This window comes from Flavobacterium sp. LHD-85, from assembly GCF_030929595.1.
Classification (GTDB): domain Bacteria; phylum Bacteroidota; class Bacteroidia; order Flavobacteriales; family Flavobacteriaceae; genus Flavobacterium.
In genome coordinates this window covers 249375-274947 of sequence record NZ_JAVFVR010000004.1, presented here as the reverse complement: position 1 = coordinate 274947, position 25573 = coordinate 249375, and the positions used below count along the sequence as shown (strand labels likewise).

General features: G+C 32.8%; 29 protein-coding genes. 13 read left to right on the top strand and 16 right to left on the bottom strand.

Features of this window, described 5'->3' with window-relative positions; all coding sequences use genetic code 11:
* Positions 1–42: 42 nt before the first annotated feature.
* Both RB618_RS08990 and RB618_RS08985 read left to right on the top strand, forming a co-directional pair.
* The gene (locus tag RB618_RS08990; RefSeq protein WP_308068440.1) at positions 43–279 is read left to right on the top strand and encodes a hypothetical protein; all 237 of its coding nucleotides are present in this window, start codon (positions 43–45) and stop codon (positions 277–279) included.
* A 12-nt stretch (positions 280–291) separates the two neighbouring features.
* Complete coding sequence (locus tag RB618_RS08985) at positions 292–984, top strand: aspartate/glutamate racemase family protein (RefSeq protein WP_308068439.1); 693 nt, start codon at positions 292–294, stop codon at positions 982–984.
* Positions 985–1124: 140 nt separating this feature from the next.
* On the opposite strand, the gene RB618_RS08980 is transcribed toward RB618_RS08985, so the two are convergent.
* Genes RB618_RS08980 through rlmD form a run of 3 tightly spaced genes read right to left on the bottom strand, consistent with a single transcriptional unit; the run spans position 1125 to position 3889 of the window.
* On the bottom strand, positions 1125–1964 hold the full coding sequence (locus tag RB618_RS08980; protein WP_308068438.1) for a DUF6048 family protein: 840 nt from the start codon (positions 1962–1964) through the stop codon (positions 1125–1127).
* On the bottom strand, positions 1936–2469 hold the full coding sequence (locus tag RB618_RS08975) for a DUF6452 family protein (protein WP_308068437.1): 534 nt from the start codon (positions 2467–2469) through the stop codon (positions 1936–1938). The genes RB618_RS08980 and RB618_RS08975 overlap by 29 nt, the downstream gene beginning before the upstream one ends.
* Positions 2470–2476: 7 nt before the next feature.
* Entirely contained in the window at positions 2477–3889 is a 1413-nt protein-coding gene (gene rlmD / locus RB618_RS08970; RefSeq protein ID WP_308068436.1) for a 23S rRNA (uracil(1939)-C(5))-methyltransferase RlmD, read from the bottom strand.
* Positions 3890–4045: 156 nt separating this feature from the next.
* Here rlmD and RB618_RS08965 point away from each other — a divergent pair, with 156 nt between their 5' ends.
* A complete protein-coding gene (locus tag RB618_RS08965) occupies positions 4046–5095 on the top strand; it encodes a HAMP domain-containing sensor histidine kinase (protein WP_308068435.1) in 1050 nt (349 codons plus the stop codon).
* Between the two features lie 54 nt (positions 5096–5149).
* Here the strand turns inward: RB618_RS08965 and RB618_RS08960 are convergent, their stop codons facing one another.
* The 4 genes from RB618_RS08960 to epsC form a co-directional block, all read right to left on the bottom strand.
* Positions 5150–5560 carry a hypothetical protein gene (locus RB618_RS08960; RefSeq protein ID WP_308068433.1) on the bottom strand — a complete coding sequence of 137 codons (411 nt, stop codon included), beginning with the start codon at positions 5558–5560 and terminating at the stop codon, positions 5150–5152.
* A gap of 151 nt (positions 5561–5711) precedes the next feature.
* Complete coding sequence (locus RB618_RS08955) at positions 5712–6698, bottom strand: aldo/keto reductase (RefSeq protein WP_308068432.1); 987 nt, start codon at positions 6696–6698, stop codon at positions 5712–5714.
* Between the two features lie 135 nt (positions 6699–6833).
* On the bottom strand, positions 6834–7721 hold the full coding sequence (gene cysM, locus RB618_RS08950) for a cysteine synthase CysM (RefSeq protein ID WP_111378561.1): 888 nt from the start codon (positions 7719–7721) through the stop codon (positions 6834–6836).
* 1 nt (position 7722) lies between these two features.
* On the bottom strand, positions 7723–8514 hold the full coding sequence (epsC, locus tag RB618_RS08945; RefSeq protein WP_308068579.1) for a serine O-acetyltransferase EpsC: 792 nt from the start codon (positions 8512–8514) through the stop codon (positions 7723–7725).
* Between the two features lie 190 nt (positions 8515–8704).
* Between epsC and RB618_RS08940 the strand changes: the two genes are divergently transcribed.
* Positions 8705–9406 carry a DUF1003 domain-containing protein gene (locus RB618_RS08940; RefSeq protein WP_308068431.1) on the top strand — a complete coding sequence of 234 codons (702 nt, stop codon included), beginning with the start codon at positions 8705–8707 and terminating at the stop codon, positions 9404–9406.
* Positions 9407–9482: 76 nt separating this feature from the next.
* Here the strand turns inward: RB618_RS08940 and RB618_RS08935 are convergent, their stop codons facing one another.
* Entirely contained in the window at positions 9483–9737 is a 255-nt protein-coding gene (locus RB618_RS08935; RefSeq protein ID WP_308068578.1) for a DUF2752 domain-containing protein, read from the bottom strand.
* A 138-nt stretch (positions 9738–9875) separates the two neighbouring features.
* Between RB618_RS08935 and RB618_RS08930 the strand changes: the two genes are divergently transcribed.
* Both RB618_RS08930 and RB618_RS08925 read left to right on the top strand, forming a co-directional pair.
* A complete protein-coding gene (locus RB618_RS08930; RefSeq protein ID WP_008462622.1) occupies positions 9876–10049 on the top strand; it encodes a hypothetical protein in 174 nt (57 codons plus the stop codon).
* Position 10050: 1 nt separating this feature from the next.
* Complete coding sequence (locus RB618_RS08925; protein WP_308068430.1) at positions 10051–10602, top strand: Smr/MutS family protein; 552 nt, start codon at positions 10051–10053, stop codon at positions 10600–10602.
* A gap of 148 nt (positions 10603–10750) precedes the next feature.
* Here RB618_RS08925 and RB618_RS08920 read toward each other — a convergent pair whose 3' ends face one another.
* On the bottom strand, positions 10751–11749 hold the full coding sequence (locus tag RB618_RS08920; protein WP_308068429.1) for a hypothetical protein: 999 nt from the start codon (positions 11747–11749) through the stop codon (positions 10751–10753).
* Between the two features lie 87 nt (positions 11750–11836).
* Between RB618_RS08920 and RB618_RS08915 the strand changes: the two genes are divergently transcribed.
* Positions 11837–12961, top strand: coding sequence for a cysteine desulfurase family protein (locus tag RB618_RS08915; protein WP_308068428.1), 1125 nt, complete (start codon positions 11837–11839; stop codon positions 12959–12961).
* A 256-nt stretch (positions 12962–13217) separates the two neighbouring features.
* Here the strand turns inward: RB618_RS08915 and RB618_RS08910 are convergent, their stop codons facing one another.
* The 3 genes from RB618_RS08910 to RB618_RS08900 all read right to left on the bottom strand — a co-directional run bounded on the left by RB618_RS08910 (position 13218) and on the right by RB618_RS08900 (position 16052).
* On the bottom strand, positions 13218–13778 hold the full coding sequence (locus RB618_RS08910; RefSeq protein WP_308068427.1) for an L-threonylcarbamoyladenylate synthase: 561 nt from the start codon (positions 13776–13778) through the stop codon (positions 13218–13220).
* 145 nt (positions 13779–13923) lie between these two features.
* Positions 13924–14898, bottom strand: a complete 975-nt coding sequence (locus RB618_RS08905) for a hypothetical protein (protein WP_308068426.1) — start codon at positions 14896–14898, stop codon at positions 13924–13926.
* A gap of 77 nt (positions 14899–14975) precedes the next feature.
* Positions 14976–16052, bottom strand: a complete 1077-nt coding sequence (locus RB618_RS08900) for a glycosyltransferase family 1 protein (RefSeq protein WP_308068425.1) — start codon at positions 16050–16052, stop codon at positions 14976–14978.
* 83 nt (positions 16053–16135) lie between these two features.
* On the opposite strand from RB618_RS08900, the gene RB618_RS08895 reads away from it, so the two are divergent.
* Positions 16136–16909 carry a Kdo domain containing protein gene (locus RB618_RS08895; protein ID WP_308068424.1) on the top strand — a complete coding sequence of 258 codons (774 nt, stop codon included), beginning with the start codon at positions 16136–16138 and terminating at the stop codon, positions 16907–16909.
* On the opposite strand, the gene RB618_RS08890 is transcribed toward RB618_RS08895, so the two are convergent.
* From RB618_RS08890 to RB618_RS08880, 3 genes are all read right to left on the bottom strand, one after another.
* Entirely contained in the window at positions 16884–17669 is a 786-nt protein-coding gene (locus tag RB618_RS08890) for a glycosyltransferase family 2 protein (RefSeq protein WP_308068423.1), read from the bottom strand. The two genes, RB618_RS08895 and RB618_RS08890, sit on opposite strands and share 26 nt — an antisense overlap.
* Positions 17670–17677: 8 nt before the next feature.
* Positions 17678–18742 (bottom strand): glycosyltransferase family 9 protein, encoded by a 1065-nt coding sequence (locus tag RB618_RS08885; RefSeq protein WP_308068422.1) that lies wholly within the window; start codon positions 18740–18742, stop codon positions 17678–17680.
* 108 nt (positions 18743–18850) lie between these two features.
* Complete coding sequence (locus RB618_RS08880; protein ID WP_177210156.1) at positions 18851–19666, bottom strand: 2,3,4,5-tetrahydropyridine-2,6-dicarboxylate N-succinyltransferase; 816 nt, start codon at positions 19664–19666, stop codon at positions 18851–18853.
* Positions 19667–19928: 262 nt separating this feature from the next.
* Between RB618_RS08880 and RB618_RS08875 the strand changes: the two genes are divergently transcribed.
* From RB618_RS08875 to RB618_RS08855, 5 genes are all read left to right on the top strand, one after another.
* On the top strand, positions 19929–20561 hold the full coding sequence (locus RB618_RS08875; protein ID WP_111366666.1) for a PAS domain-containing protein: 633 nt from the start codon (positions 19929–19931) through the stop codon (positions 20559–20561).
* 136 nt (positions 20562–20697) lie between these two features.
* Positions 20698–20931: a hypothetical protein gene (locus RB618_RS08870; RefSeq protein ID WP_308068421.1), complete on the top strand. Its 234-nt coding sequence runs from the start codon at positions 20698–20700 to the stop codon at positions 20929–20931.
* Positions 20921–21202: a type II toxin-antitoxin system RelE/ParE family toxin gene (locus tag RB618_RS08865; protein WP_308068420.1), complete on the top strand. Its 282-nt coding sequence runs from the start codon at positions 20921–20923 to the stop codon at positions 21200–21202. Before RB618_RS08870 ends, RB618_RS08865 begins: the two co-directional genes overlap by 11 nt.
* Before the next feature lie 45 nt (positions 21203–21247).
* The gene (gene ruvX / locus RB618_RS08860) at positions 21248–21661 is read left to right on the top strand and encodes a Holliday junction resolvase RuvX (RefSeq protein ID WP_111366660.1); all 414 of its coding nucleotides are present in this window, start codon (positions 21248–21250) and stop codon (positions 21659–21661) included.
* Between the two features lie 126 nt (positions 21662–21787).
* Positions 21788–23281 carry a malate:quinone oxidoreductase gene (locus tag RB618_RS08855; protein WP_308068419.1) on the top strand — a complete coding sequence of 498 codons (1494 nt, stop codon included), beginning with the start codon at positions 21788–21790 and terminating at the stop codon, positions 23279–23281.
* A gap of 38 nt (positions 23282–23319) precedes the next feature.
* Here RB618_RS08855 and RB618_RS08850 read toward each other — a convergent pair whose 3' ends face one another.
* The gene (locus RB618_RS08850) at positions 23320–25542 is read right to left on the bottom strand and encodes an FUSC family membrane protein (RefSeq protein WP_308068418.1); all 2223 of its coding nucleotides are present in this window, start codon (positions 25540–25542) and stop codon (positions 23320–23322) included.
* Between the last annotated feature and the right edge of the window lie 31 nt (positions 25543–25573).

The following is a 25573-nucleotide window of genomic DNA, read 5'->3' as shown; positions in this document are numbered from 1 at the left end:
TCCTCTGAACCTTTGCAACTTTGAACCTTAAAAAATAAAAAAATGTCAAAACTACAACTACGAGCTTTTTTATACCAATTGGCAGCTTTTGCAGTCTTATTTCTTATATTTAGATATTTGATTGCTGCTTATACAGGATTAACTGGAATTTGGATTCCGATGACAGCGTTTGTGATTGGAACTATTATTGGCCCTAAATTTCAAGCTGTGAGAACCAAAGACGGCGAAAAACTTTTTATGAAATGGCTTTTTATAAAAGGAATTAAAGAAATCGGATAACTTGAAAAACATATGAGGAAAATTGGACTTATTGGAGGAATCAGCTGGGTTTCTACATCAGATTATTATACTTTGATTAATAAAGGAATTAATAAAAAACTCGGCGGACTAAATTTTTCTGAGTGTCTGATCTACTCTTTTAATTATGCCGATATAAAAAAGAATAATGATGCCAACGATTGGGATTCTACTTTTAATATGCTGTCTAAAGCAGCTGAAGTTTTAAAATCGGGCGGGGCAGAAGCGATTCTTTTATGTGCTAATACGATGCATTTAATTGCTGATCGATTACAGCAGGTTATTGATATTCCTCTCATTCATATTGCAGAAGAAACAGCAATTGAAATTGAGAAAAAGCAGCTGAAAAAAGTAGGTTTGCTTGGAACAAGATTCACAATGGAATTAGATTTTTTTAAAGATAAACTTGCAGAAAAAGGAATTGAAACTATAATTCCTGCAAGTGAAGAAGTAAAAGATTTTATTCACTACACTATTTTCGAAGAACTGGGAAGAGGAATCGCAACAGAGGAAACGAAAAAACGTTATTTGGAAATTGCAAACGAATTGATAAAAAATGGAGCAGAAGGAATCATTTTAGGATGTACCGAAATTCCGCTGGTCATAAAAGAAGGCGATTTAAATGTTCCTATTTTTGACACTACTTTAATACATACACAAGCGGCAATTAATTTTCAGTTAACTTAGTTTAGGTGCTGAGATTCTTAGCTACTAAGGTTCTAAGTTTTAATTTTAACAATATAAAAAAGCGGTAAATTCAACTTGAATTTACCGCTTTTTTTCCTTAGTACCTTAGTATTTCAGAACCTTGGCATCTTAAAAAGAAACTATTTTTTCTTCTTAGGCTCTTCTTGTTTTACTATTTCTGATGCCATTGTTTTTTTCTTGTAAATAGGAATAAAGTAAGAAACTGTGTAATTAAAGCCAATTCCAAAATTTCCATCATAGGTCCTGTTAAATCCTGGGATATAAAGATTTTCAAAGTTATTTGGTTCTTTGTTAGAAGCCAGAAGCTTAAGCTGAACACCAAAACCAAGAAATACGTTTTTAAGAACTTGTGCTTTTAATCCTAATGCAACTTCAATCCAAGCGGCTGTAAGACCACTATATTTTTGATCTGTTGCTATTGGAGGTAATTCGCCCCAATACGGATTCGGATTATAGATTTTATAGCTATGCAATTCTTGGCTAAAAGAACTAAAACCTCCACGCATTCCTATTGTAATTAGATTTTCCATATCTAACCAGTTTTGATAAAAATTATAATCAAAACCTGCTTTTATGTATGTTCCATTTGCAGAAGAAGTTAAACGGTCGTCTTCTGTGGTTTTATCTTCGTAGCCTAATTCTGCGGCTAAATAATATCTTTTTGTTAATCGCCAATCTCCAACAAACTCGACTCCTTTATAATCTTTGTCATAAAGTCCACGAGTTAATTTGTACAAGTCAACACCAACACGAAGACCGTAGCGGTCTGTTTTTACGACGCTATCTTTTACAGCTTCCTGAATTTCTGGTTTTGCCGTTTTTACAGTTTTTTCTGTTTGAGGCTTTTTAGTCGTTGTTGTGTCTTTATTTTTAGAAATTTCAGGCACATCCTGAGCATAACCTAAAAACATTGAAAACAATAATGAAAGACTAGAAAAAAACTTTAATGTGTGTTTCATTTTCAGATTCAATGTTAGGGTTTAGTAAATCAATTCCGGACATCCAGATACTACCATCTGGATCAGTTTGAACAATAGGAAGAACGTTTCTTAACTGAAAAATGGTTTTAAATCCACAAGCTCTCGAAACATACACATTTTGTGTTGTGTATCTAAATTTAATAACATCAGTATTAATAGATGCCGCATTTAAAGAATTGTTGATAAATTTGAAGGTCGATGTAGTGTCATTTACCTTTAAAGGAATCGATACAGAGCTGCCACTAGTTACATATCTTAATGAATCGTCTTCTGCAAGACTTTCGTTAAAAACAATTCCCTGTTCCATTCCATCGCCAATGACTTTTAAGTTGCTTACATTTCTAGTTTTTGTCGGATTGGAAATATCATAAAACGTAATAACCAATCTTGGTGTAGTTGGTGTATTCGCATCGCAAATATCATCTTTCTCGCAGCTGGATAAGCCGAAAGTAAAGAGCAGTAAAAGAGAGATTATTTTTTTCATTTATTTTTTATCGAAGTTCTAAAAGTACAACATTTTCAACATGATGTGTCTGTGGAAACATATCTACAGGTCTCACTCGTGTTACTTTGTATTTTTCATCCATTAAAGCCAAATCACGCGCTTGAGTCGCAGAATTACAGCTTACATAAACTACTCTTTTTGGTGCAATTTTTAAGATTTGTTCTACCACATCTTTGTGCATTCCGTCACGAGGCGGATCTGTAATAATAACGTCTGGTTTTCCGTGTTGTGCAATAAAAGCTTCATTAAAGACCACTTTCATATCACCAACAAAAAACTCACAATTTGTAATATTATTGCGTTCTGCATTGGCTTTAGCATCTATAATAGCTTCAGGCACACTTTCTACTCCAATTACTTTTTTCGCTTTTTTAGAAACAAACTGAGCGATTGTTCCAGTTCCTGTATACAAGTCATAAACTACTTCATTTCCTGTAAGATCAGCAAAATCGCGTGTTATTTTGTACAATTCATAAGCTTGGTCAGAGTTGGTTTGGTAGAATGATTTTGCATTAATGCTAAATTTTAAACCTTCCATTTCTTCTAGAATGTAGTTTCTTCCTTTATAAAGAATAACATCCTGATCGTAGATTGTGTCGTTTTGTTTTCCGTTTACCACATATTGCAATGAGGTAATTTCTGGGAATTTTTCGTGTAAATGGTCAAGAATTAATTCTCTATTTTCTTTATCCTCTTCAAAAAACTGAATTAAAACCATAATTTCTCCAGTAGAAACCGTACGAATCATAACAGTTCTTAATAATCCAGAATGTTCTCTCGGATTAAAAAACGCTAAATTATGCTCATTTGCAAAAGCTCTGATTTCGTTACGGATGGCATTTGAAGGATCTTCTTGTAAATGACATTTGTTGATATCAAGAATTTTATCCCACATTTTAGGAATATGAAATCCTAATGCATTTCTGTTGCCTAAATCTTCGGTGCTTGTAATTTCTTTCTCTGTAAGCCAACGGCTGTTAGAAAAAGAAAATTCCATTTTATTTCTATAGAAAAACTGTTTCTCAGAACCTAAAATATCTTCAAATTCTGGAAGTTCAATTTTTCCTATTCTTTGTAAATGATTTTTAACTTCATTTTGTTTAAATGCAAGTTGCTGGCTGTATTTCATATTTTGCCATTTGCAACCTCCACATACTCCAAAATGTTCACAGATTGGCTCTACTCTATATTCAGATAATTCGTGAAATTTTACTGCTTTACCTTCGTAATAAGCCTTTCTTTTTTTTAATGTCTGCACGTCTACAACATCTCCAGGTACCACATTCGGAATAAAGATTACTTTTCCGTCAGGTGCTTTGGCTACCGAAACTCCTTTTGCACCAGCATCAAGAACTTGAATTTGATGAAAGACAATTTTGTCTGTATTTTTTCTTCCCATAGCGCAAAAATAAGCCTTTGAAAACTTTTACAAATTTAATTTTAGAAAAAATTTAGAAATTCTTCAAAATATTAGTTTAATTGAGTATAAAAGCTAATTTTGTTTTTGTAATAAACCCAATAAAATTACATATTAACCTGCTATTTCTATCTTTTTATGAAGTTGTACCACAAACTCTCGCAAATCAGCTTTCTTAAAAAAAGTTATGCTTTCAAATTTTTATTTGTCGCTTTTGTTGGTATTCATATTCCCTTAATCGGAATCTTATTTTTTGTTTTATTTTTTGAGCATCAAGTCTCATCGGCTTCCATTCTTATTTTTTCTCTAGTCATGACATTGCTGGCAACAGCAATAACGCTTTTGGTCTTAAATAAATTGATAAAACCCATTGCTACGGCTTCAAAAGCTTTGGATGACTATAGAACTTCGCGAAAATTGTCTGATTTGCCAACAGAATATACAGATGAAGCAGGATTGCTTTTGTGCAACATACAAGAATCCATTAATGAAGCTGAGAATTTTATTAATGAAAAACAGGATTTAATCTATATGCTTTCGCACGATTTGAAAAATTTTGCTGGAAATCCGCAGGGTTTGGCTCACTTGATTATAAGTGAAAACCCATCAGAATCGGTTAAAAATCTGGCTGAATTGATTTGCGAATCGACCGATCTTCAGTTTAGATATATAGAGAATTTCATCAAGCTGCTAAAAGAGCAAGACGATGTTGCAAAAGTGAACCAAGAAGCTAAGATTATTTTATTTCACAATATTCTTCCTTTTGTTAATGAACAAATAGAACAGCGTTTGTTGGATAAAAATATTAAATTGGATTTAGTTTTAGAATGTTCAGAAGCTAAACTGAAAATAGATGAAGGGCTTTTGATTCAGGTTTTAGTGAATTTAATTAGCAACGCGATTAAGTTTTCTTATTTTGAAAGTGAAATTAAAGCAAGAATCTTTTTAGAAAATTCAAAATTGATTGTAACGGTAAGAGATAAAGGAATAGGCTTTGATAAAAATCAGATTGAAGAATTATTCAAAAAGTTCACCAAAATGAGCCGACTTGGAACAGCGAGCGAAGGTTCTACGGGAATCGGATTATATTTATGCAAAAAAATCATCGAAAGAAATAAAGGAAGATTAACTGCGTCAAGCGAAGGAAAGAATAAAGGCGCTGAGTTTAGAATTGAATTTGACATCTAAGTTTCAGAAAAAAATAAGGCTGTTAAGATTTTTATTCTTAACAGCCGTAATATTTTAATAGAGAACAAAATCAGAAGATAATTGAGGTTTATTGTCAACGCATTTTACTCCATTAGGAATCGTTTTTAGTCCACAAATATCTTCTCCTTCATTTTCATGTCCCCATTTTCTGTGGAAATTTTCTTTTACTTTATTATACTGATCAATTTTTTTCTGGAGTGTTAAGAGATCTATTTTTTTAGAATATACAATGTAACCGTTTTCAGGACAGCCAGATTTATCCATTTTAATAAAACCCCATTCGTCTGCATTATTGCAAGCTTGGCTATTGGCCTGAGAAAATGCAATTACATCATTATAAGATTCCAGAAGTTTAGCAGAATCTTCTTCTTTGGTAGTTTCATCATTATCACAAGATCCGATGATCAGGCAAAAGACAAATAATATAAAACTTAGTTTTTTCATGGTTAATGATTTATGATTAGTTTTATTATTAGATGTGCTAATAAAGAAAAGGTTGCGTAAAAGTTGTAAGAAAAATTCTCTTTAGTTTTTTAGGCTTTAAAGATGCTAAGATTATAACAATTTTAGCATCTCAAAAAGACTTTTATAGGTTTTACCAAAGCTGATGAACAGAAGGCTTGATCAGATCGCTATAAATTTTATTCATTGCCGCAATCTGCTCTGAAGTCAATTTTGGAGTATCATAAACTGATAAATTAGATAAAACATGTTCTGTTTTTGATGCGCCTGGAATAATACAGCTTACTTCATTAAAACTCAAAATCCATTGAAGCGCAATTGAAGCCAGATTTTTTGATTCAGGAAACAAAGCTTTTAATTCTTCAACGGCTTTTAATCCTAATTCATAATCAATTCCAGAAAAAGTTTCGCCTTTATCAAACGCTTCTCCGTTGCGATTAAAATTACGGTGATCCTGAGGATCAAAAGTAGTTTTTGAATCAAATTTGCCCGTTAAAAGTCCGCTTGCCAACGGAACTCTTGCGATGATTCCGACATCTTTCTTTTTAGCTTCTGAGAAAAATAACTCAGAAGGACGCTGACGAAACAAATTGAAGATAATCTGAACTGTATTTACATTAGAATATTCAATAGCTTTTAAGGCTTCTTCGACTTTTTCAACGCTTACGCCAAGATTAAGAATTTTTCCCTGATCTTTTAATCGGTCAAAAAGTTCGAATATTTCAGGACGATAGTAAACGTCAGTTGGTGGACAATGTAGCTGAATTAAATCCAATGTTTCTAATCCAGTTCTTTTTAAGCTGTCTTCAACAAATTTTTGAAGCACTTTTGGAGTATATCCTTCATTAACATGCGGATTTATTTGGCGTCCGCATTTTGTGGCAACAAAAATTCGTTCAGAACGAGAACGAACCACTCTTCCTACAGCGGTTTCACTTAATCCATTTTCGTAAACATCGGCAGTGTCAATAAAGTTTACGCCATTGTCAATAGCCGTATTCAAAAGTTCATCGGCCGTTTTATCATTAAAACCCGATCCCCATTTTCCGCCAACCTGCCAAGTGCCAAGCGAGATTTCAGAGATATTGAAGTTTGTTTTTCCTAGTTTTCTGTAGTTCATTTTTTTTTAAGATTCTAAGGTTCTAAGATGCTGAGATTCTAAGTTTTTTTTGTAGAGACGCACTGCTGTGCGTCTTGTATGCAGTTGTAAGGGTTTATGATCGGTTTCTAAAATCTTAGCATCTTAGCACCTTTTTTAATCAAATAAATCTGAAGACAAATAACGATCGCCTCTATCGCAGATTACGGCAACCACAACTCCAGATTCTAATTGTTCTGCAATTTTAAGGGCAACAGCAACAGAACCTCCGCTGCTCATTCCTGCAAAAACGCCTTCTTCAAGAGCCAATCTTTTGGTCATGGCACGAGCTTCTTCTTCGCTTACATCGATAACAGTATCTACTTTAGAAGCATCAAATATTTTCGGTAAGTATTCCTGTGGCCATTTACGGATTCCTGGAATCTGAGAACCGTCGCTTGGTTGTGCGCCAATAATCTGCACATTCGGATTCTTTTCTTTCAAATAAGTCGAAGTCCCAATAATGGTTCCTGTTGTTCCCATTGCAGAAACAAAATGCGTTACTGTTCCGTCGGTATCATTCCATATTTCTGGTCCAGTTGTTTTATAGTGCGCTTTCCAGTTGTCATCATTTGCAAACTGATTCAGCATCAAATATCCGCCTTGAGCCACTTTTTTATCAGCATAATCTCTAGACCCTATAATTCCTTCGCTGGCAGGCGTAAGAATAACGGTTGCGCCATAAGCACGCATTGTCTGAGTACGTTCTTTTGTTGAATCTTCTGGTAAAACCAATTCGATTTCGATGCCAAATAATTGCGCGATCATTGCTAAAGCAATTCCCGTGTTTCCGCTGGTTGCCTCAATTAGTTTATCTCCTTTTTTGATGTCGCCTCTCTCCAATGCCGCGGCAATCATGTTGTATGCTGCTCTGTCTTTTACGCTTCCTCCAGGATTATTTCCTTCCAGTTTCAGTAAAAGTTTTACATTTTTATTTTTAACTAGATTGACCGTTTCCATTAAAGGGGTATTGCCAATTAGATTTAATAATTTATGTGAATTCATGTTATTTTTTTTCTTTTATTTTAACTTCGGTAGTTGTGGTGTTTAAAACGATAGAATCTTCAGGAATAGATTTAGTAACCCATGCATTTCCTCCAACAACACTGTTTTTTCCAATCACGGTTTCTCCGCCCAAAATTGTGGCATTGGCATAAATGCAGACATTCGCTTCAACAGTTGGATGTCTTTTTGCATTTTTCATTTCTTTGCTTACGCTTAATGCACCAAGTGTAACCCCTTGATAGATTTTTACATGTTTTTTAATAACAGTAGTTTCGCCAATTACGATACCTGTGGCGTGATCTATAAAGAAAGGTGATGCAATATCGGCTCCTGCGTGAATATCTGTACCCGTAATTCTATGCGCATATTCGCTCATTAATCGTGAAAACAGTAATAAATCAAGATGATATAATTCGTGGCTTAATCTGTAAATTGCAATAGCATAAAATCCGGGATAGCCCAGATAAACTTCATCGATGCTATTTGATGCAGGATCGTTTTCAAGAATATATTCAGCATCTTGATTTAGCTTTTCTAAAACTCCTGGAAGTTTTTCTAAAAAGCGATCCCAAATAGATTCGCACAAATTTTGAGGTTTTTTGCAAGCCAAAACAGCAATTTCTTTAAAACGAAACTCCAATTCATCAATGCTTTCATCTAATGCCGCATTTGAATCAAACAGAGTGTAAAAAAGCTTTTCTGTAAAGTCTTCTGTTTTGGTTTTAATGCCGTAGTTTATGTGTGAATGGCTTTTTAAAGCTCTTATGTTTTGTATGATATTTTCTTTTGTCACAATGGTAAAAATGAATGAATAATTTTGGAACGTTAAAAGTAAGGCGTTTTTTGGAAATAAAATCACGATTTAACGAAAGAAATTTTGTTTGCAAAGTTTGATTTGTGATAAAAAACGAATTGTAAACTGTTCTTTTTTATACAATTCTTAAGAAGTTTATTGCGTAAATTAGCTCTTAAAATATACTAAAATGAAAAACAATCAAACATTTAAGAGTGACATTTCGGGGATTTCTTTTCCTGAAAATGAAAAAATATACGGAAGAGCAATTCACGATCCAATTTTAGGATTAATTAAGAAGGAATATCCTGATTTTGGCACTGAAGATTGCATTTCTATAAATGAATTAAATGTTTATCGTCAAAAATATATTTCAAATTACCTTTCTACTGAAATCGGAGCGCTTTCTGCAATGGAGAAGAATGTAATTTCTTCATTGAAAGAAGATAAATCGATTGTAAGTATTGTCGAAGATGAAGAGGAAATAAGAAGCTTAGGGCAAAAAGTAGCTGATAAAGTGGCTGATTTTGGAGGAAGCTGGACTTTTATTATTTCGTTCGTGGTTTTTATTTCGGTTTGGATTGGTGCAAATGTTTATATTTTTTTAAACAAAGGCTTCGATCCATATCCATTTATTTTACTGAATTTAATTCTTTCGTGTGTTGCGGCTTTGCAAGCGCCTGTTATTATGATGAGCCAAAATCGTCAGGAAGAAAAAGATCGCAATCGAGCTAAAAAAGATTATATGATTAATCTAAAATCGGAATTGGAAATTAGATTAATTCATGATAAAATTGATCATTTGATTATGCACCAGCAGCAAGAATTAATCGAAATTCAGAAAGTTCAAATCGAAATGATGAATGATATTTTGAACCAAATTAAGAAATAAAGATTGGTTAAGTTTTCAATTTTTTAAAATTCCAAATTCCAAAAAGGAGCAAAGCGACTTTTAGAAAATCTAAAATCTAAAAATAAAAGTGTTTGAAATAATATCCGCCAAGCATAAAAAATAAATTTATAGCGGCCATTCTCCAGATTAGTTTTTTATAATTTCTTGATTTATCTAAGAAATGAAATGCCGAAAAAATGAAGAGTAAAAGACAGGTGTAAATAGCGGGATACATTTTAAAAGCAGCTAAAAAATCACCCTGAAAAAGTAAGAATAGAGATCGCTGAAATCCGCATCCCAAACAGTCGTAACCAAACAAGGTTTTGAACATACAAGGGATCATATATTTCTCTAAGCTCATAGCAGATCTTTTTTGCAATTTTACTAAAAAAATATGACAAACGTTTGGAGGAGTATAGAAGTTGTACTTGAAAGTTTTATACTTTTGAAATCTTAAAATACAGAAAGGATGAAAACTTTTAAAATTATAATAATGATTCTTGCGATTTCGGTTGCGTTATACGAGCAGGTTTCGGAGGAAAAAAATATCTATATCATGATTGCTGCAATTGTTGTTTTCATGTTCGGTATGATGCAGCTGAGTGCAAAAACGCCAAGTAAAAATAACGATAAAGAAGAGTAGGATGCTTGCAAAAGGAGATAAGGTTTCAGTACTCGATGAAGCCATAAACGGAACGGTAGTTTCGGTTAAAAATAACGAGGTTTTGATTGAAACTGAGGATGGATTTATGATGACATTTTTAGTCAACGAGTTGCTTAAGATTCAAGAAACCAGTAATTTAATGAATTCTATTAAAAGAATTGATTTAGATGAAGTTTCGAAAGAGAAAACAGAGCCAAAACCGCGAAGTTTTGTTAAAGAAAAGAAAGATAAGCGCGATGTTGGCGTTCCAGAATTTGATTTGCATATCGAAAAATTGGTTAAAAATAAACGCGGAATGTCAAACTATGACATTTTAACATTGCAGACGGAAACGGCAAAAAGACATATCGAATTTGCGATGAAAAACCGCATTCCGAAAATTGTTTTTATTCATGGTGTGGGTGAAGGAATTTTGAAAGCTGAACTTGATTTTTTATTGGGTCGTTATGACGGAATTGATTTTCAAGATGCCAATTATCAAAAATATGGTCTAGGTGCGACCGAAGTTTATATAAGGCAAAACTCTAAATAATTAAGGCTTTTTTAAAGTCAAAAAGCTTCAATTTAAAGCATAAAAAAACGTCTGTTTTTGTTCTGATTTATTTGTAAAATCATCTCAAAAAACAGACGTTTTTTTGTAAGAATTAGTTTGGTTGATTTCTTTTTGGAAATCTACTTTTTTAGTTTGTTGCAGGTCTGGTAATTTTTCCAAGAACGAAACTGCTTCCCAATTTAAAGCTACTATTTCCTTTTTTCAAAATCACATTTTTAAGTACTATTGTATGCTCAAAAACTTGTCCGGTTTTTGTAGTGGTTACTTCAATAATTCCGCTTTCATTTGGCTTGCCGAGCTCTCCTGTCCAAGTTTCTTCAATGACAGGTGCTGACGGTTGTAATTTGGCACAAATAAAAACTGGTGTTATAGATCCAGTTCCTTCTTTTGCAGTTTTATAAAACACTTTATTTTGTGTTTCTGTAATTAAACTTGTACGAGGCTGATTGCTTGGAGTAATGTCATTAACAAACAATGCAGGATCGATATCATCAATAGATAAATAAAATGTATTGTTGTAATTGTAAACTCTAGCAACTTCGTCACACTCATAAGCCGAACCATTCGGATTAGTTTTGAAAGTTAAATCGGCTGGAGTTACGTTAGTATTATATGTCCCAAATATAAACTCCGCTTCAGTTTGGTTCCCTGCTGGTTTAGCAAACGTAATATTTCTAAAAACAATTGTGTGTTCATAACCTGTAATTCGGGTTCCTCCATCATTATTACTGTTGGCTGGGTCTATTTGTTTAGTTGTAATTTCTATTATTCCATCAATTCCATTCCATTCTTCGGTTACTTTAGGAATGCTTGGCGGTATCGTACCACAAATGTTTTCTTGCGCAACAGTTCCATCATAGGCTCTGTAAACTACTCGATACGCACCAGTGCCTTTTGAATCTATTGTGTATATTTTGGTACCGTTGTCATTGATGATTGCTCCTTCTGGCATTTGAAGTAAAAGAGCTTCCTGAGGTTTTAATTTATAAATTAAAGCATTAGTTGTAGGATCACAGGCTTGTGACGTTTCAATATCCGCAAAGTCTATTTCGTCTACAGTTAAATCTCCATCATCGCATCCGTTCAAAAAAAGAGCAAATAATAGGAGGGCAGCATATTTTTTCATCGTAAAATTTATTTGGGTCAAAAATAGTGAAAAAATTGCCAAATGATATTTAAGATTTGACAATTGATATTTCTTAACTTTGCAGCAATGAAAAAAGTATATCTAGATAATGCCTCAACAACAGCAATGCGTCCTGAAGTAATTCAGGAAATGACCAAAATAATGCTTGAGGATTATGGAAATCCATCGTCTACACATAGTTTTGGGCGAAATGGTAAAACAATATTAGAACTTTCAAGAAAGAGCATTGCAAAGCATTTAAACTGCACTGCTCAAGAAATCATTTTTACTTCTGGCGGTACTGAAGCCGACAACTGGATTCTGCGTTCTGCCGTTGAAGATTTAAAAGTAGAAAGAATCATTACTTCAAAGATTGAACATCATGCTGTTCTCCATACCGTTTGGGCGCTTCAGGAAGAATACAATATTCAGGTTGATTATGTGAATGTAAATGCAGATGGAAGTTTAGATTTAACGCATTTATCTAATTTATTGGCCGAAGAAAAAAAGACTTTGGTTAGCTTGATGCATGTAAATAATGAAACGGGAACTATTTTAGATTTAGATCGCGTAGGCTTGATTTGCAAGCAATACAATGCTTTGTTTCATTCAGATACGGTTCAGTCTGTAGGGAAGACAGAAATCGACCTGCAAAAGACTCCTGTTGACTTTATTTTAGCGAGTGCGCATAAGTTTCACGGACCAAAAGGAATTGGTTTTGCTTTTATCCGAAAAAATTCTGGTTTGCAGCCATTGCTTTTTGGAGGCGAACAGGAAAAAGGGCTACGGGCGGGAACAGAAGCCGTACATCAGATTGCCGGAATGGCAAAAGCGTTATCTATTTCTTATGAAAAGCTTGATGAAGAAAGAGCTTATATTTCAAGTATAAAAAAATATCTGATTGAGCAGTTGGAAATTCATTTTCCAGATTTTAAAATCAACGGAAAGAAAGATGATTTCTATAACATCATCAATATTATTCTTCCGTTTTCATCAGATAAAACATCGATGCTGCTTTTCAGTTTAGATATGAAAGGAATTGCAGTTTCCAGAGGAAGTGCTTGCCAGTCTGGAAGTATAAAACCTTCGCATGTTTTAAATGAAATGCTTTCGGAGACCGATTTAAAATTACCAAATCTTCGAATTTCATTTAGTCACTACAATACCAAAGAAGATATCGATTGGCTTATTGAAAGTTTGAAAACGGTCTAAGATGCTAAGATACTAAGGTGCTATGTTTTTTTAACCGCAATCCCGATAACTATTGGGAAAAAAGAATTACGAAAAGGGCGCTAAGATTTTTTAAGATCCATTAAAATGAAAAAGTTCGCAAAGTTTGTTTTGATAAAGCTTTGCGAACTTTTTTTAACTCTATTTAGATTTTCAATAAAAGCTTCTTTATGTGCTTTGCAGTAAAAACTATATTCAAAGTTTTTTCAAAAACCTGAAACCTGAAACAAAAAAAAAGCTATTTACGAATTACTTTTACTTGCGAATCGTTAGTTAATTTAATTATCGTAGAGGATTTTCCGTTTATTTTATCTTGATTTAATTTCACAACATAATCAACGCCGTTGATAATTTCAGGACTAATGTCTTTGAAAGCAATTGGAGTAGGTTGTCCCGAAATATTGGCAGAAGTTGAAACCAGAGGTTTTTTCATTCTTTCCATCAATTTGTAGCAGAAAGGTTCTTTTACCAAACGAACTCCCAATGATTTGTCGGCAGCGATAATGTTTGGTGCTACGTTTCTGGCGTCGTCAAGAATTAATGTAGTTGGTTTGTCTGATAAATCCCAAATTTGCCAGGCAACTTCAGGAATGTTTTTAAATACATTGTATATCATCTTTTCGCCATTCATTAAAACAATCATGCTTTGTGTTTCTGCGCGCTGTTTTAATTTATAAATTTTAGCAACAGCATCTGGGTTTGTAGCATCACAGCCAATTCCCCAAACGGTATCTGTTGGATATAAAATTATGCCTCCGTTTTTGATTACTTCGTATGCGTTGATGATTTCCTCGTTCATTTTACAATTATATATACTCTATTAAGATTGCAAAGTTATGCATTTTACTTGTAAAAGCTTTTTAGAGTTTTTTGAGATGTTGAAGGAAAAATTCTATTGTATAACATTCTGAAGGCTTATTAGGTTGTATAACAATAATTTAGTTTTAAATATTAAATGTATTGTTTTTGAAAATTACATTATCAATCCAGCCTTCTACAGTGTATTTTTTATAAATCGATTCTGGGATTTTTTCATACTCATTTTCAAAAAAAGAAGCGGGTATAACAGGATTGTTTTCGTCTATTATGAGGATATTATTTGGATTGTAAAAATCGTAGTTTTTAATATCGTAATTTGTTGTAATAAGCTTTTTTTCGAGCCCTATGCTTTCAAAAATTCTAAAAGTCAATCCAATCTGGCCATCTCTATGGATGTCTAATAATACTTTTGAACGGTCTGCGTAATCATTTACTTCAGGCAAAGGCACATGTTTGTTAATATATGTAATGCCTTCAGTTCCTGTTTTAGGCTCATTTTTTTTATCGTAAACAATAAATTTGAAGTTTATATTTTTAGATTTTAATTCGTTAGCAATTCGAATTAAGGTAGAAAGCCTTTTGTCTATTGTACTAATATTGAAAACACCATATTCTGCGGGAATTTCTTTATTAGATATCTCCTTTGTGTAAATCCAGTTAGGAGCAAAATTCATATTAAAGTTGGCACAATCTTCTTTTTCAAATGAATAAGCTTCGTCAAAACTAGGTATAACTCGTTTGATTTTTGGACAGCGGTAAATGTTGTCATTAAAAAAACCAATCGATTTTTTAGTGAATTTTTTAAATTTTAAAATACTGTCAGAATCAATAAAATCGCCTTTTATGGTTAGAATTACATCTTGAATCTCATGGTTTTTTTCTAATTCTTTCAGTATTTCTTTTCCGTGATGTATGGTTTTTAGATTCTTTTTAAAAAAAGCTTTCAAAATAAAATTATAAACCCTGTGAAAAATAGAAGGATATTTGTACTTATAATCTCTGAAGTTTATATGGCGTACGTTATGTCCTCGTTTTTTTAGAGCTGACGAAATGGGTTCGTTCATTCCTAAATTATCTAGGGTTATTAGGGTTATATTCATTATTTATTTCTAATGCAATTTATAGGTTTAATTTATGTTATTTGGCTTAAAAGCAACTGATTGTTTTTTTTATGATTTTACATCAAAATCTCATTGTAGACTTTTAAGTACTCTGCTGCAGCTGTTTTCCAATTAAAACTTGCAGCCCTTTGCTTAAATAGCGATTCTTTTTCGGCTTTATTGTTTTCAAAACTATTTAATCCGTCAAATAATACTGTTTTCATATATTCAGGATCAAAATCTGACCAGTATTTTGCTGCATCTCCTCCAATTTCAGGCAATGAAGTTTTGTCAGATAAAAAAGTTGGTTTTCCAAAACTCATTGCTTCGATAGGCGGTAGGCCAAAACCTTCTCTTATCGAAGGGAAAAGAAATGCTGTGCAATTTTTCATAAAAAACTGCTTGCCTTGATCGGTTACTTTTCCAGTTAAAAAAACCTGATTTGTTAAGCCATTATCACTTATAAGCTGTTTTATTTTTTCGCCGTATTTTTTATCATTATTACCAGAAATAATTAAATTGTAATCTTTAATCAGTTTCATCATATTGATAATAGATTCAAAGTTTTTTCTTTCAATAAAATCACCAATTGTATAAAAGAAAGGCTTGTCGGTAGGAACATTTGGTGCGTATGAAGATAGGTCTAGAAATTCAGTGATTGGATTTCCGTTATGAATGACATATTCAGGAACGTTTGGAACATCAAAATATTGATGTGTTTGTTTTTTTGCAAATTCTGAAATGTAAGTAACAGCAGTTGCTTTATTTAGTTTTTCTAAAAAAAGTTTGTTTCTTTTATGATTAATGTCTGAAGATATTTCCTCGGCAAAATTCACATCGTGAATCGTAAGCAAATACTTTGTTTTTGTAAAAGGTTCAACTTTTATGTTTTGATTTACAGAATGCCATAAGTCATATTTTTTACGAATTCTAAAGAATTTCATTCTTGATAAATTGCTGTACTTGTTGTAATTGAATTTGTTTCCAAACTCGCTTTCAAGAAGTTTTGTATCTGTAGCGTTTAAGGTTAGTTTTAAGTTTTCAAACTCTAACTCAGATAAACCTTTTATTAGTTCATAATTGAAAGTTCCTAAACCAGTAGCTCTATTATTTATGTTGTGAGTCTCTAGAAAAACAGTCTTTTGTTGTGACATCCTTTATTTTTTTTACGAAAATACAATATTAATTTGAAGTGTTAGATTGTATATGTATTTTTGTAGTTAATAAAAATATACTGATGAATTTTAAAGTAAATCCAATTTTCAAGAACAATACAGACTCTATTCTAAACAGTATTAGAGGTTTTAATAATACAGGAATTCTTTTTGGAAATGGTGATCGAAATAGAATAAAATTGTTTGAACTGAACGAAAAGACAATCAACATAAAGTCTTTCAAGATTCCTAATATCGTAAACAAAATTGCTTACAAATATTTTAGAAAATCAAAAGCCAGACGTTCTTTTGAATATGCTACTATTTTGTTGGAAAAAGGAATTGGTACGCCAGAACCAATAGCTTTTCTTGAAAATTTTAGTTTTATTGGTTTAAAAGACAGTTATTATGTGAGCGAACATTTGGTAACTGAATTGACATATAGAGAGCTTGTAGAAATTCCAGACTATCCAAATCATGATGTTATTTTAAGGCAGTTTTCTAAATTTTGTTTTGAGCTTCATGAAAAAGGAGTGGAATTTTTAGATCATTCGCCAGGAAATACTTTGGTAAAGAAACTAGAAGACAATAAATACGCTTTCTTTTTGGTTGATTTAAATAGAATGAACTTTCATCCGCATATGACTTTTGAGCAAAGAATGAATAACTTTAGCCGTTTAACGCCAAAGAAAGAAATGGTTGCGGTAATGAGTAATGAATATGCTAAGTTCTATAAAGAAAAAAGCGAAGCTGAAATCTTTGAGAAAATGTGGCAGGCAACAGAAGATTTTCAAGAAAGTTTTGCCAAAAAGAAAAGATTAAAAAAGAAACTTAAATTTTGGAAGTCACAGTCTTAGATCTTATTTTTTTTAGTTCTTGAAAACGAACGCTTACGCTAAGTGCATTTAAATAACAGATAATTAATCCTGATTTTCCGTCAAGAAAGCCTAAACGAATGATGTATTGATGTAAAAATTGATAGGCTGGACGAATATAGAAATGAAAGAAATTTGGCTTTGTGTTTTTAGCCAATTCTTCTTGAGCTTTTAGTTTTCCGTAAAGAATCATTTTTTTCTTGTAATCTTCAAAAGCAGAGTAAGAAAAATGAATAAGTTTGGTTTTTAATTTGCCTACTTCGCCATTTATAATCAGTTTTTCGTGAACGATTTTTTCCTCATTATAAAATGCATTTTCTTTCTTAAATAATCGAATAATCTTGTCAGTTTGCCACCCGCTGAATAGCAATCTTTTGTTTTTAAACATAAAGGTTCGATAGATGAAATAAGCAGAAATGGTGTTTTTTTGATTAATAGCTACTTCAATTTCTTTTTGTAGCTCAGGAGTCAGTCGCTCATCTGCATCTATAAAAAGAATCCAAGAGTTTGAAGCTAGGCTTAGGGCATAATTTCGTTGTGCAGCAAAATTTTGAAAAATATGCTGAACAGTTTTTACATTTTTAAAGGAAGATGCAATCTCAAAAGTTTTATCAGTGCTAAATGAGTCTACAACAATAATCTCATCAGCAAATGAAAGATTTTCCAAAACAGGATTAATGTTTTGTTCTTCATTATGCGTAATGATTAATGCTGTGAGGTGCTGCTTTTCTGAGAAAATCATTTTGTTAATTAAAATCCGTTTTGTTTTAAGAACAATTTAATTCTGTCTTCGAAAAATTCGGGTAAAAACTTTTGATATAGAGGTAAAGCTTCTTTTTTAAGCATTTTCTCTGTTTTATTTTGAAATAGTACGGGACAATAATCTTTTAAATGAACAGAAAGATGCTGAATTCCATCTTCAAAAGTTGCCCAGATTTTCTTTTCAATCCAAGGAGAAAAAATAATGAAGGAAGGTTTGTCTAGTGCTTTTGCCATATTTATTGCACCACCATCATTTCCGATTATAGCATCACATTGATTCACTAAACCTATAAAAGATCTTAGATCGCCTCCTAATAAATCAAAATAAATCTTGTTTTGCGTAGAAGGTTTGCAAGTATTAAAAACAATTTTTGCTTCTTCTAATTGTTTTGGGAAATAATTAAAAAGAATATTCACATCTGCGTTGTCGGCAATGTAATCAACCACTTTAGCCATAAACTCCAAAGGATAGGTTTTAAGTTTTTCACTGCCTAAAAGACTAATCATGATTGTTTTTTTGTCTTTTCGAACCTGATGTTTTTCAAATAATGCAATAGCCTCTTTGTTTTCTTTTTCAGAAACAAATAATTTAGGAATGGGATCTATCTCAATTGTGAGATTAAGAGGTTCTAATAAAGAAAGTCTTCTTTCGATTGCTAAACCTAAATTGGTTTTAGGAAAAGGTTCAAACGGAACATTGTCGGTATATAAAAATGTTCTTCCTGGTTTTTTGTATGAAATTTTTCTTTTAGCGCCACTTAAAAGAACTAGTATCCAGCTTTCTAGTTTTGAATAGGCATCAATTAGTACATCATAATTTTCTTTTCGAAGCTGTAGTCCCAATTTTAAAAGTTCCTTTTTACTTTTTCGGTGTTTTTCTTCAAACAAAACAATATTGTCGATGCTTGAATTTCCTTCTAAAACCGGTGTTGTTGAGGCATAAACCAAATAGTCGATTTGTGCATCTGGATATGCAACTCTAAGGTTGTTGCAAATAATGCTGCTGACCAAAACGTCTCCAATCATTTTTTGCTGGATTACAAGTATCTTCATGAAAAATAATATTGTATTAAGAGACTACAAATTGAAGCAAAAAAAATCCAAATTCCAATATAAATAATCAATTGGAATTTGGATTTTACTATTTAGACTTTCTAAAACTTATACAGCAACATCGTATTCACGAAGTGCATTGTTTAAAGAAGTTTTTAAATCTGTAGATGGTTTGCGAGTTCCAATGATTAAAGCACAAGGAACTTGGAATTCTCCAGCAGCAAATTTCTTAGTGTAGCTTCCTGGGATAACTACAGAACGAGCTGGTACGTAACCTTTCATTTCAACTGGCTCATCACCCGTAACATCAATAATTTTAGTAGATGCTGTCAAACATACGTTAGCTCCAAGAACTGCTTCTTTACCAACGTGAACACCTTCAACAACAATACAACGAGATCCAATAAAAGCACCGTCTTCAATAATTACTGGAGCAGCTTGCAATGGCTCAAGAACACCACCAATACCAACACCACCGCTTAAGTGTACGTTTTTACCAATTTGAGCACAGCTTCCTACAGTTGCCCAAGTATCAACCATTGTTCCTTCGTCTACGTAAGCACCAATGTTTACATAACTTGGCATTAAGATTACACCGCTTGAGATGTAAGCTCCATAACGCGCAACCGCGTTTGGCACCACACGAATTCCTTTTTCAGCATAATTTCTTTTTAGCAACATTTTGTCGTGGTATTCAAAAATACCAGATTCCCATGTTTCCATTTTCTGAATCGGGAAATACATTACAACTGCTTTCTTAACCCATTCGTTTACCTGCCATTTGTCACCAACTGGTTCAGCAACACGTAATTTTCCTGCGTCTACCAATTCGATAACTTCTCTAATGGCATCTGTAGTTGTAGTTTCTTGCAATAAAGCTCTGTTTTCCCAAGCTTGTTCGATTATAGTCTGTAAAGAATTCATACGTTTAATTTTTTGGCAAAGATAACGTATTTGTAGAAATGCAAAAAAGCAAAACAGCTTGAAAATGTTACAGATTTAACTTTTTGTTTCTTATTTGTAAGACTAATGGAACCTATAGGTTTTTTGGGTTGATGTTATTACCGCTAAAAGTTTTTTTTATATCAAAATATGACAAAAGTCAGGATTTCTGCTTTTTCTTCGCTTTAATTTCGCAGTGTTGATCAACATTCCATTCCATAAATAATCATATAAGCAGTAAAATATGAATCAAGAAAATCACCTTCAAAACAGAGTAATTATAGATAAAGAAGTAAGCTGGGACAAAACTCAGGTTATCATGAGTAAAACAAATGCATATGGTATTATTGAATATGCCAACGAAGTATTTGTAGATGTTTGCGGTTACGAAGACTATGAATTAATGGGGCAGCCTCATAATATCATACGTCACCCCGATATGCCAAAAGTAATTTTTAAAGTGCTTTGGGAAAATCTTAAAAATGGGAAAAACTTTCACGCTATTGTAAAAAACCTTGCAAAGTCTGGAAGATACTATTGGGTAATTACAGATTTTGAAATTGCCCGCGATGAAAACGACGTTATTGTAAATTATTTCGGAAGAAGACAAGCCGTACCGCAAGAAGTAATTGCGCTGCATATTGAGCCTTTGTATAAAAAGCTATTACAAATCGAAGCAGCAAGCGGAGTAGAATTTAGCGAAAAGTATTTGATCGGATTCTTAGAAGAGAAAAAAAGAACTTACGTTGAATATATTAAGGAGCTGATTTACGAACATGAAAAGTCACAATCTAAGTTTGCTAATTATTCTGAAGAGGAGGATGCAGGAGAGGAAGAAGAACACAGAGGTTTTTTCAGCCGCTTGTTCGGAAGATAAATTGAGTTATTTTTTAGGTTTGAATATTTGGATAAAAGTCCGTCTTGAGTTTTCAGGGCGGATTTTTGTTTTTAAGTTTAATTTAAAAAACATGAATCTAAAAAGGTTTATATTTGTATTGTAAAATGAAAGCATTATGGAAGCGATTAGATTAGAATTTCAGCCAGAAATAAGAGAGAAAGTACTTAAGTTGTTAAGTGAGTTTTCTCCTAGTGAATTGACAATTATTGAAGAAGATTCTGATTTTGAAAATGATAAAAGAAAAGTGCATGCAGCTTATGCTAAATTAAAAAGTGGTAATGAAAAGTTGTTTTCAATAGATGAAGTGGATTCAATTTTAGACAATACATTTTCGGAATATGACAATTAAAATTTCGAATGAATTTTTAAAATTATTAAAAGAACAAGTTCATTATATTTATAAAGATAAACCTAGAGCAGCGCTAAAGTTTAGAAAAGATTTGTTAAGAAATATTAAAAAAGATTTAAAACATCCTTTTCTCTTTAAAAAATCAAGATATTTTGATGATGAAAATATTAGGGATTATGTTTTTAAAGGTTACGTTTCTGTTTATGAAGTTGATACCGATAAAAACATTGTTTTCATTTTCGGTTTTATAAAATATAAAGACTCTCTTTAAAAGATTATAATTTTACTTTCTAATCTTTTATAAAAACTTCAAAACATGCCAAGAATCCTCTCAATAGATTACGGACAAAAACGCACAGGAATTGCAGTTACAGACGAAATGCAGATTATTGCTTCGGGCTTAACTACGATTCCTACTCATACTTTGGTTGACTTTTTAAAAGATTATTTTGCTAAAGAAAAAGTAGAAGCGGTTTTGATTGGCGAACCTAAACAAATGAATGGCCAGCCATCTGAAAGTGCTTCTGTGATTAATGGTTTTGCAAAACACTTTTCGAATATCTTTCCAGACATGAAAGTGATTCGTGTTGATGAGCGTTTTACTTCAAAAATGGCATTCCAAACCATGATCGACAGTGGTTTAAGTAAAAAACAGCGTCAGAACAAAGGTTTAATAGACGAAATTTCTGCCACAATTCTGCTTCAAGATTATCTTTCCGCAAAAAAATAGCGCTCTTTGTCGTATTTTTTATTTATAATTTAATGGTTTTTAGAAAATCCTAACTTTTATCATCTAAAAATTAGTTTTTTTTTGCAATTAAAAAAGTACCTTTGCACTTTAAATAAAAATACTGTTATGCCTGACGAAACCATACGTTCAAATAGTGATGTAGTACTCATTGGCGCTGGAATAATGAGTGCCACTCTTGGGGTAATTTTGAAAGAATTACAACCAGATATAAAAATTGAAATTTACGAAAGATTAGATGTTGCCGCAGCAGAAAGCTCTGATGCTTGGAATAATGCCGGAACAGGACACTCTGCTTTTTGTGAACTAAATTATACTCCAGAAAAGGCAGACGGAAGCATAGATCCTAAAAAAGCAATAAGTATCGCAGAATCATTTGAGATTTCTCGCCAGTTTTGGTCTTACTTAGTACAGCAGAATAAAGTGCCGTCTCCGGATAATTTTATTAAAAGCGTGCCTCATATGAGTTTTGTGTGGGGAGATAAAAACGTAGATTATTTAAAAAAGAGATTCGAAGCGCTTCACAGCAATCCAATCTTTGCCGAAATGACTTTTAGTACCGATTTTGAACAGCTTCAAAAATGGATGCCATTGGTAATGGAAGGTAGAACTGCCGATGAGAAATTAGCAGCGACACATATGGAAATTGGTACCGATGTTAATTTTGGTGCTTTAACAAGAAGTATGTTCAATTACTTAGAAAAATTAGACGGTGTTTCGTTGTTCTTTAATCACGAAGTTAAAAAACTAAGACAGCGTGAAGATAAATCTTGGAGAATTAAAATTAAAGATTTGTCAACAGGAAATACTCGTAAAGCATATACTAAATTTGTGTTTATTGGTGCAGGAGGAGGTTCTCTTCCTTTATTAGAAAAAGCAAATGTTCCTGAAGGAAATGGATATGGCGGTTTCCCTGTAAGCGGGCAATGGCTGAAATGTACAAATCCAGAGGTAATTGCAAAACACCAAGCAAAAGTATACGGAAAAGCAAGTGTTGGAGCTCCTCCAATGTCTGTTCCTCATATTGATACTCGTGTAATTGATGGTGAAAAAGCACTTCTTTTTGGCCCATTCGCAGGATTCTCAACGCGTTTCTTAAAAAATGGTTCTTATTTAGATTTGCCATTATCTATTAAACGTAACAACTTAATTCCGATGTTGGCGGCAGGATATCACAATATTCCATTAACGAAATATTTGATAGAGCAGGTGCGTCAGTCTCCAAAAGATAGAATGAAAGCTTTGCGCGAATATTTGCCAACAGCACGTTCTAAAGATTGGAAATTAGAAAAGGCAGGCCAGCGTGTTCAGGTTATCAAAAAAGATGAAAAAGAAGGTGGCGTTTTAGAGTTTGGTACAGAAGTTATCAATACGCACGACGGAACTTTAGCAGTTTTATTAGGTGCTTCTCCTGGTGCTTCAACAGCTGTGGCAATTATGGTTGATTTGGTAAGCAGATGTTTTACCAATCAAATTAAAACACCAGAATGGCAAGCAAAATTAAAGACAATGATTCCGTCTTACGGACAGACTTTAAACGATAAGCCAGAACTTTTGGAACAGCTTAGAAAACAAACAGCAGAAGTTTTAAAATTAAATTAAGCTTCTACATTTCAATAAAAAAAACAAATCCAGATGAATTAATCTGGATTTGTTGCTTTTAGGTCGGTTGTATTTTTTAGAATCTTTTCTGCTAGATTGCTCATCCAGATTAATTGTTCAATAACCATTTGTGCTTCCTGCATTTTGGCCTGACGTGTTTCTTTGTCAAGGTCGTCATCTTCTGCTAAACGTGTAAAATGCCTGCGCTTTAACTCTTCAAACTGTAAAGTCACATCTTCTTTTTCAAAAAAAGTATCCTGTACCACAACTTCATTTCTCAGAACAGAAATAGAATGATCTAAATTGGCTAAAATTGTTTTAATAATATAATTAAAAGAATCAGACGCTGAAGTGGTCTGATGTGACTGAATGTAAGTTGATAATGATGCTAGAGCGGATAATAAAGAGTGGTTTAAAACCACTAACTTATTTACTAAAGGCATTGTCTTTTGTTTTGACTTAGGCTCTTGCATCATACGCTGAAAAGAAGTCATTAAATTTCCTATTTCTACAAAGGCATTTTTTCGTGCTAAACGATATGAAGTAGGAACTTCTCCTTTTTTATTATAAAAATCCGCAATCTCTTTTAGGTAATTTCTATTGGCTCGAATGGTGTTCTCAATATGGATAGGGGTATTGATGAATTCCCAAGCTGGCCACAGAAACTGATTGGCAATAAAGGCTAAAATTGCCCCTGCAAGTGAATCTAATATTCTGTATTGGATTACTTCATTAATGTCTGGAGTTAGAATTCCGTAGATAAAAACAACATACATCGTGACGAATGTTGCACTTATCTTATAATTGATTTGTGTAAATGAAATTCCAAGAAGCATACATATAATAGAAAAAATGCTCAGCGCAACGTGATTCTGAATAACAGACACGATTCCGAAAGCTAAAATTCCTCCTAAAACAGTTCCAAACATTCTATTGTAAGAACGTTCTTTTGTTAAACCATAACCAGGACGCATGATTACTACAATGGTGAGTAGAATCCAATATACGTTTTGAAATGGAAGCACTTGTCCGAGAAGAAAACCAATCAAAATAGTAATGGTTAACCGTATCGAATGTCTGAAAATCGAAGAAGAATAACTTAAATTTTCAATTAAAGTTCGAAGCGGATAATATTGTGGCGTTAAGAATTTTTCAAGCTCTTTGTCTTGATCTTTTAGTTTGTAAGATTGCATTGCCAAAGAAAGTGCACGCTGAATGATTTTAATTTTTCCAACCTGATTTTTAGCGTATTTCAGCATATTGGTTAGCATTAAAACACCTTCTGCGGCATCTTCTTTTCCTAATGATTTTTCGTAATCGAAAATGGCAAATTCAAGTGCATCCAATTCATTTTTCAAATCATGTTTGTCAACATAAACACTAATATGACTGACATTTTTTGAGAGTTTTTTTAGAGTTGAGGCCAATTTGTAAGCCACATTTTGATACGTTCTTAAAACATCAGGATGCTTGGCAAATTTTTCATGAAGCTTGCTGTGGTCGAAAGAAGTATATAGTGCTAATTCTTGAATTTCAACTAAAGTGATAAAAACCAAAAGCATTTTTCGATTCTGGCTTGTAGTTCCCGATGCATTCTGGTTTCCGATAAGCATTTTTCTTAAATCTTCGTGAATAAGATTCAATTCTACCTGTACAGCTAGCTGTTTCTCGATAATGGCTCTTCTGTTGGCTTCGGGACTCCATAAGTCACCTCTAAGTTTTAGGTATTTGGCAGTAAGTTTTATTCCTTCGGCAATTTGTAATTCTACATATTTATAAGGCTGTACAAAATGGAAAACTAGAGACACTATTAAATATAGGATTCCACCAATAAAAATAAAGCCTGAATATTCAAAAGCCTCCCAGCCTTCATGCAAATGCCCAAATGATAGAGAAATTGATAATAGGGCAGAGAAGGAAATCAAAGTTGCTCGTTGTCCGTAAACCGAGATCATAGAGCATAAAAACAACAAAAATCCTAAAAATATGTAGAAAAGTATAGGAAATGGATAAACGAGATTCACCAAAAGGTTAACACCAGAAACAATAAATGAAGCGGCAATTAATCCTTTTATTTTATGGCTGAGAGAACTCGGAATATCACTGGGATAAGTATAAAATGCGCCAAGCGCAATTGTAAATCCGATTTCAAAATGACCAAGAAAATTTAAAACTAAAACAGGAACAACAGAAGCAATAGTTACTTTAGAGGCGTTGAGGAAGGAAGTACTGTTAGTAAATTTCGAAATTCTATCAATCATAAAAAGAGGTTTACTAACAAAGGTAAGAATT

What these genes read in the sequence shown, in the direction of transcription:
- RB618_RS08990 (WP_308068440.1), top strand. Translation starts at nt 43, where the DNA reads ATGTCAAAACTACAACTACGAGCTTTTTTATACCAATTGGCAGCTTTT.
- RB618_RS08985 (WP_308068439.1), top strand. Translation starts at nt 292, where the DNA reads ATGAGGAAAATTGGACTTATTGGAGGAATCAGCTGGGTTTCTACATCA.
- RB618_RS08980 (WP_308068438.1), bottom strand. Translation starts at nt 1,964, where the DNA reads ATGAAACACACATTAAAGTTTTTTTCTAGTCTTTCATTATTGTTTTCA.
- RB618_RS08975 (WP_308068437.1), bottom strand. Translation starts at nt 2,469, where the DNA reads ATGAAAAAAATAATCTCTCTTTTACTGCTCTTTACTTTCGGCTTATCC.
- rlmD (WP_308068436.1), bottom strand. Translation starts at nt 3,889, where the DNA reads ATGGGAAGAAAAAATACAGACAAAATTGTCTTTCATCAAATTCAAGTT.
- RB618_RS08965 (WP_308068435.1), top strand. Translation starts at nt 4,046, where the DNA reads ATGAAGTTGTACCACAAACTCTCGCAAATCAGCTTTCTTAAAAAAAGT.
- RB618_RS08960 (WP_308068433.1), bottom strand. Translation starts at nt 5,560, where the DNA reads ATGAAAAAACTAAGTTTTATATTATTTGTCTTTTGCCTGATCATCGGA.
- RB618_RS08955 (WP_308068432.1), bottom strand. Translation starts at nt 6,698, where the DNA reads ATGAACTACAGAAAACTAGGAAAAACAAACTTCAATATCTCTGAAATC.
- cysM (WP_111378561.1), bottom strand. Translation starts at nt 7,721, where the DNA reads ATGAATTCACATAAATTATTAAATCTAATTGGCAATACCCCTTTAATG.
- RB618_RS08940 (WP_308068431.1), top strand. Translation starts at nt 8,705, where the DNA reads ATGAAAAACAATCAAACATTTAAGAGTGACATTTCGGGGATTTCTTTT.
- RB618_RS08935 (WP_308068578.1), bottom strand. Translation starts at nt 9,737, where the DNA reads ATGTTCAAAACCTTGTTTGGTTACGACTGTTTGGGATGCGGATTTCAG.
- RB618_RS08930 (WP_008462622.1), top strand. Translation starts at nt 9,876, where the DNA reads ATGAAAACTTTTAAAATTATAATAATGATTCTTGCGATTTCGGTTGCG.
- RB618_RS08925 (WP_308068430.1), top strand. Translation starts at nt 10,051, where the DNA reads ATGCTTGCAAAAGGAGATAAGGTTTCAGTACTCGATGAAGCCATAAAC.
- RB618_RS08920 (WP_308068429.1), bottom strand. Translation starts at nt 11,749, where the DNA reads ATGAAAAAATATGCTGCCCTCCTATTATTTGCTCTTTTTTTGAACGGA.
- RB618_RS08915 (WP_308068428.1), top strand. Translation starts at nt 11,837, where the DNA reads ATGAAAAAAGTATATCTAGATAATGCCTCAACAACAGCAATGCGTCCT.
- RB618_RS08910 (WP_308068427.1), bottom strand. Translation starts at nt 13,778, where the DNA reads ATGAACGAGGAAATCATCAACGCATACGAAGTAATCAAAAACGGAGGC.
- RB618_RS08905 (WP_308068426.1), bottom strand. Translation starts at nt 14,898, where the DNA reads ATGAATATAACCCTAATAACCCTAGATAATTTAGGAATGAACGAACCC.
- RB618_RS08900 (WP_308068425.1), bottom strand. Translation starts at nt 16,052, where the DNA reads ATGTCACAACAAAAGACTGTTTTTCTAGAGACTCACAACATAAATAAT.
- RB618_RS08895 (WP_308068424.1), top strand. Translation starts at nt 16,136, where the DNA reads ATGAATTTTAAAGTAAATCCAATTTTCAAGAACAATACAGACTCTATT.
- RB618_RS08890 (WP_308068423.1), bottom strand. Translation starts at nt 17,669, where the DNA reads ATGATTTTCTCAGAAAAGCAGCACCTCACAGCATTAATCATTACGCAT.
- RB618_RS08885 (WP_308068422.1), bottom strand. Translation starts at nt 18,742, where the DNA reads ATGAAGATACTTGTAATCCAGCAAAAAATGATTGGAGACGTTTTGGTC.
- RB618_RS08880 (WP_177210156.1), bottom strand. Translation starts at nt 19,666, where the DNA reads ATGAATTCTTTACAGACTATAATCGAACAAGCTTGGGAAAACAGAGCT.
- RB618_RS08875 (WP_111366666.1), top strand. Translation starts at nt 19,929, where the DNA reads ATGAATCAAGAAAATCACCTTCAAAACAGAGTAATTATAGATAAAGAA.
- RB618_RS08870 (WP_308068421.1), top strand. Translation starts at nt 20,698, where the DNA reads ATGGAAGCGATTAGATTAGAATTTCAGCCAGAAATAAGAGAGAAAGTA.
- RB618_RS08865 (WP_308068420.1), top strand. Translation starts at nt 20,921, where the DNA reads ATGACAATTAAAATTTCGAATGAATTTTTAAAATTATTAAAAGAACAA.
- ruvX (WP_111366660.1), top strand. Translation starts at nt 21,248, where the DNA reads ATGCCAAGAATCCTCTCAATAGATTACGGACAAAAACGCACAGGAATT.
- RB618_RS08855 (WP_308068419.1), top strand. Translation starts at nt 21,788, where the DNA reads ATGCCTGACGAAACCATACGTTCAAATAGTGATGTAGTACTCATTGGC.
- RB618_RS08850 (WP_308068418.1), bottom strand. Translation starts at nt 25,542, where the DNA reads ATGATTGATAGAATTTCGAAATTTACTAACAGTACTTCCTTCCTCAAC.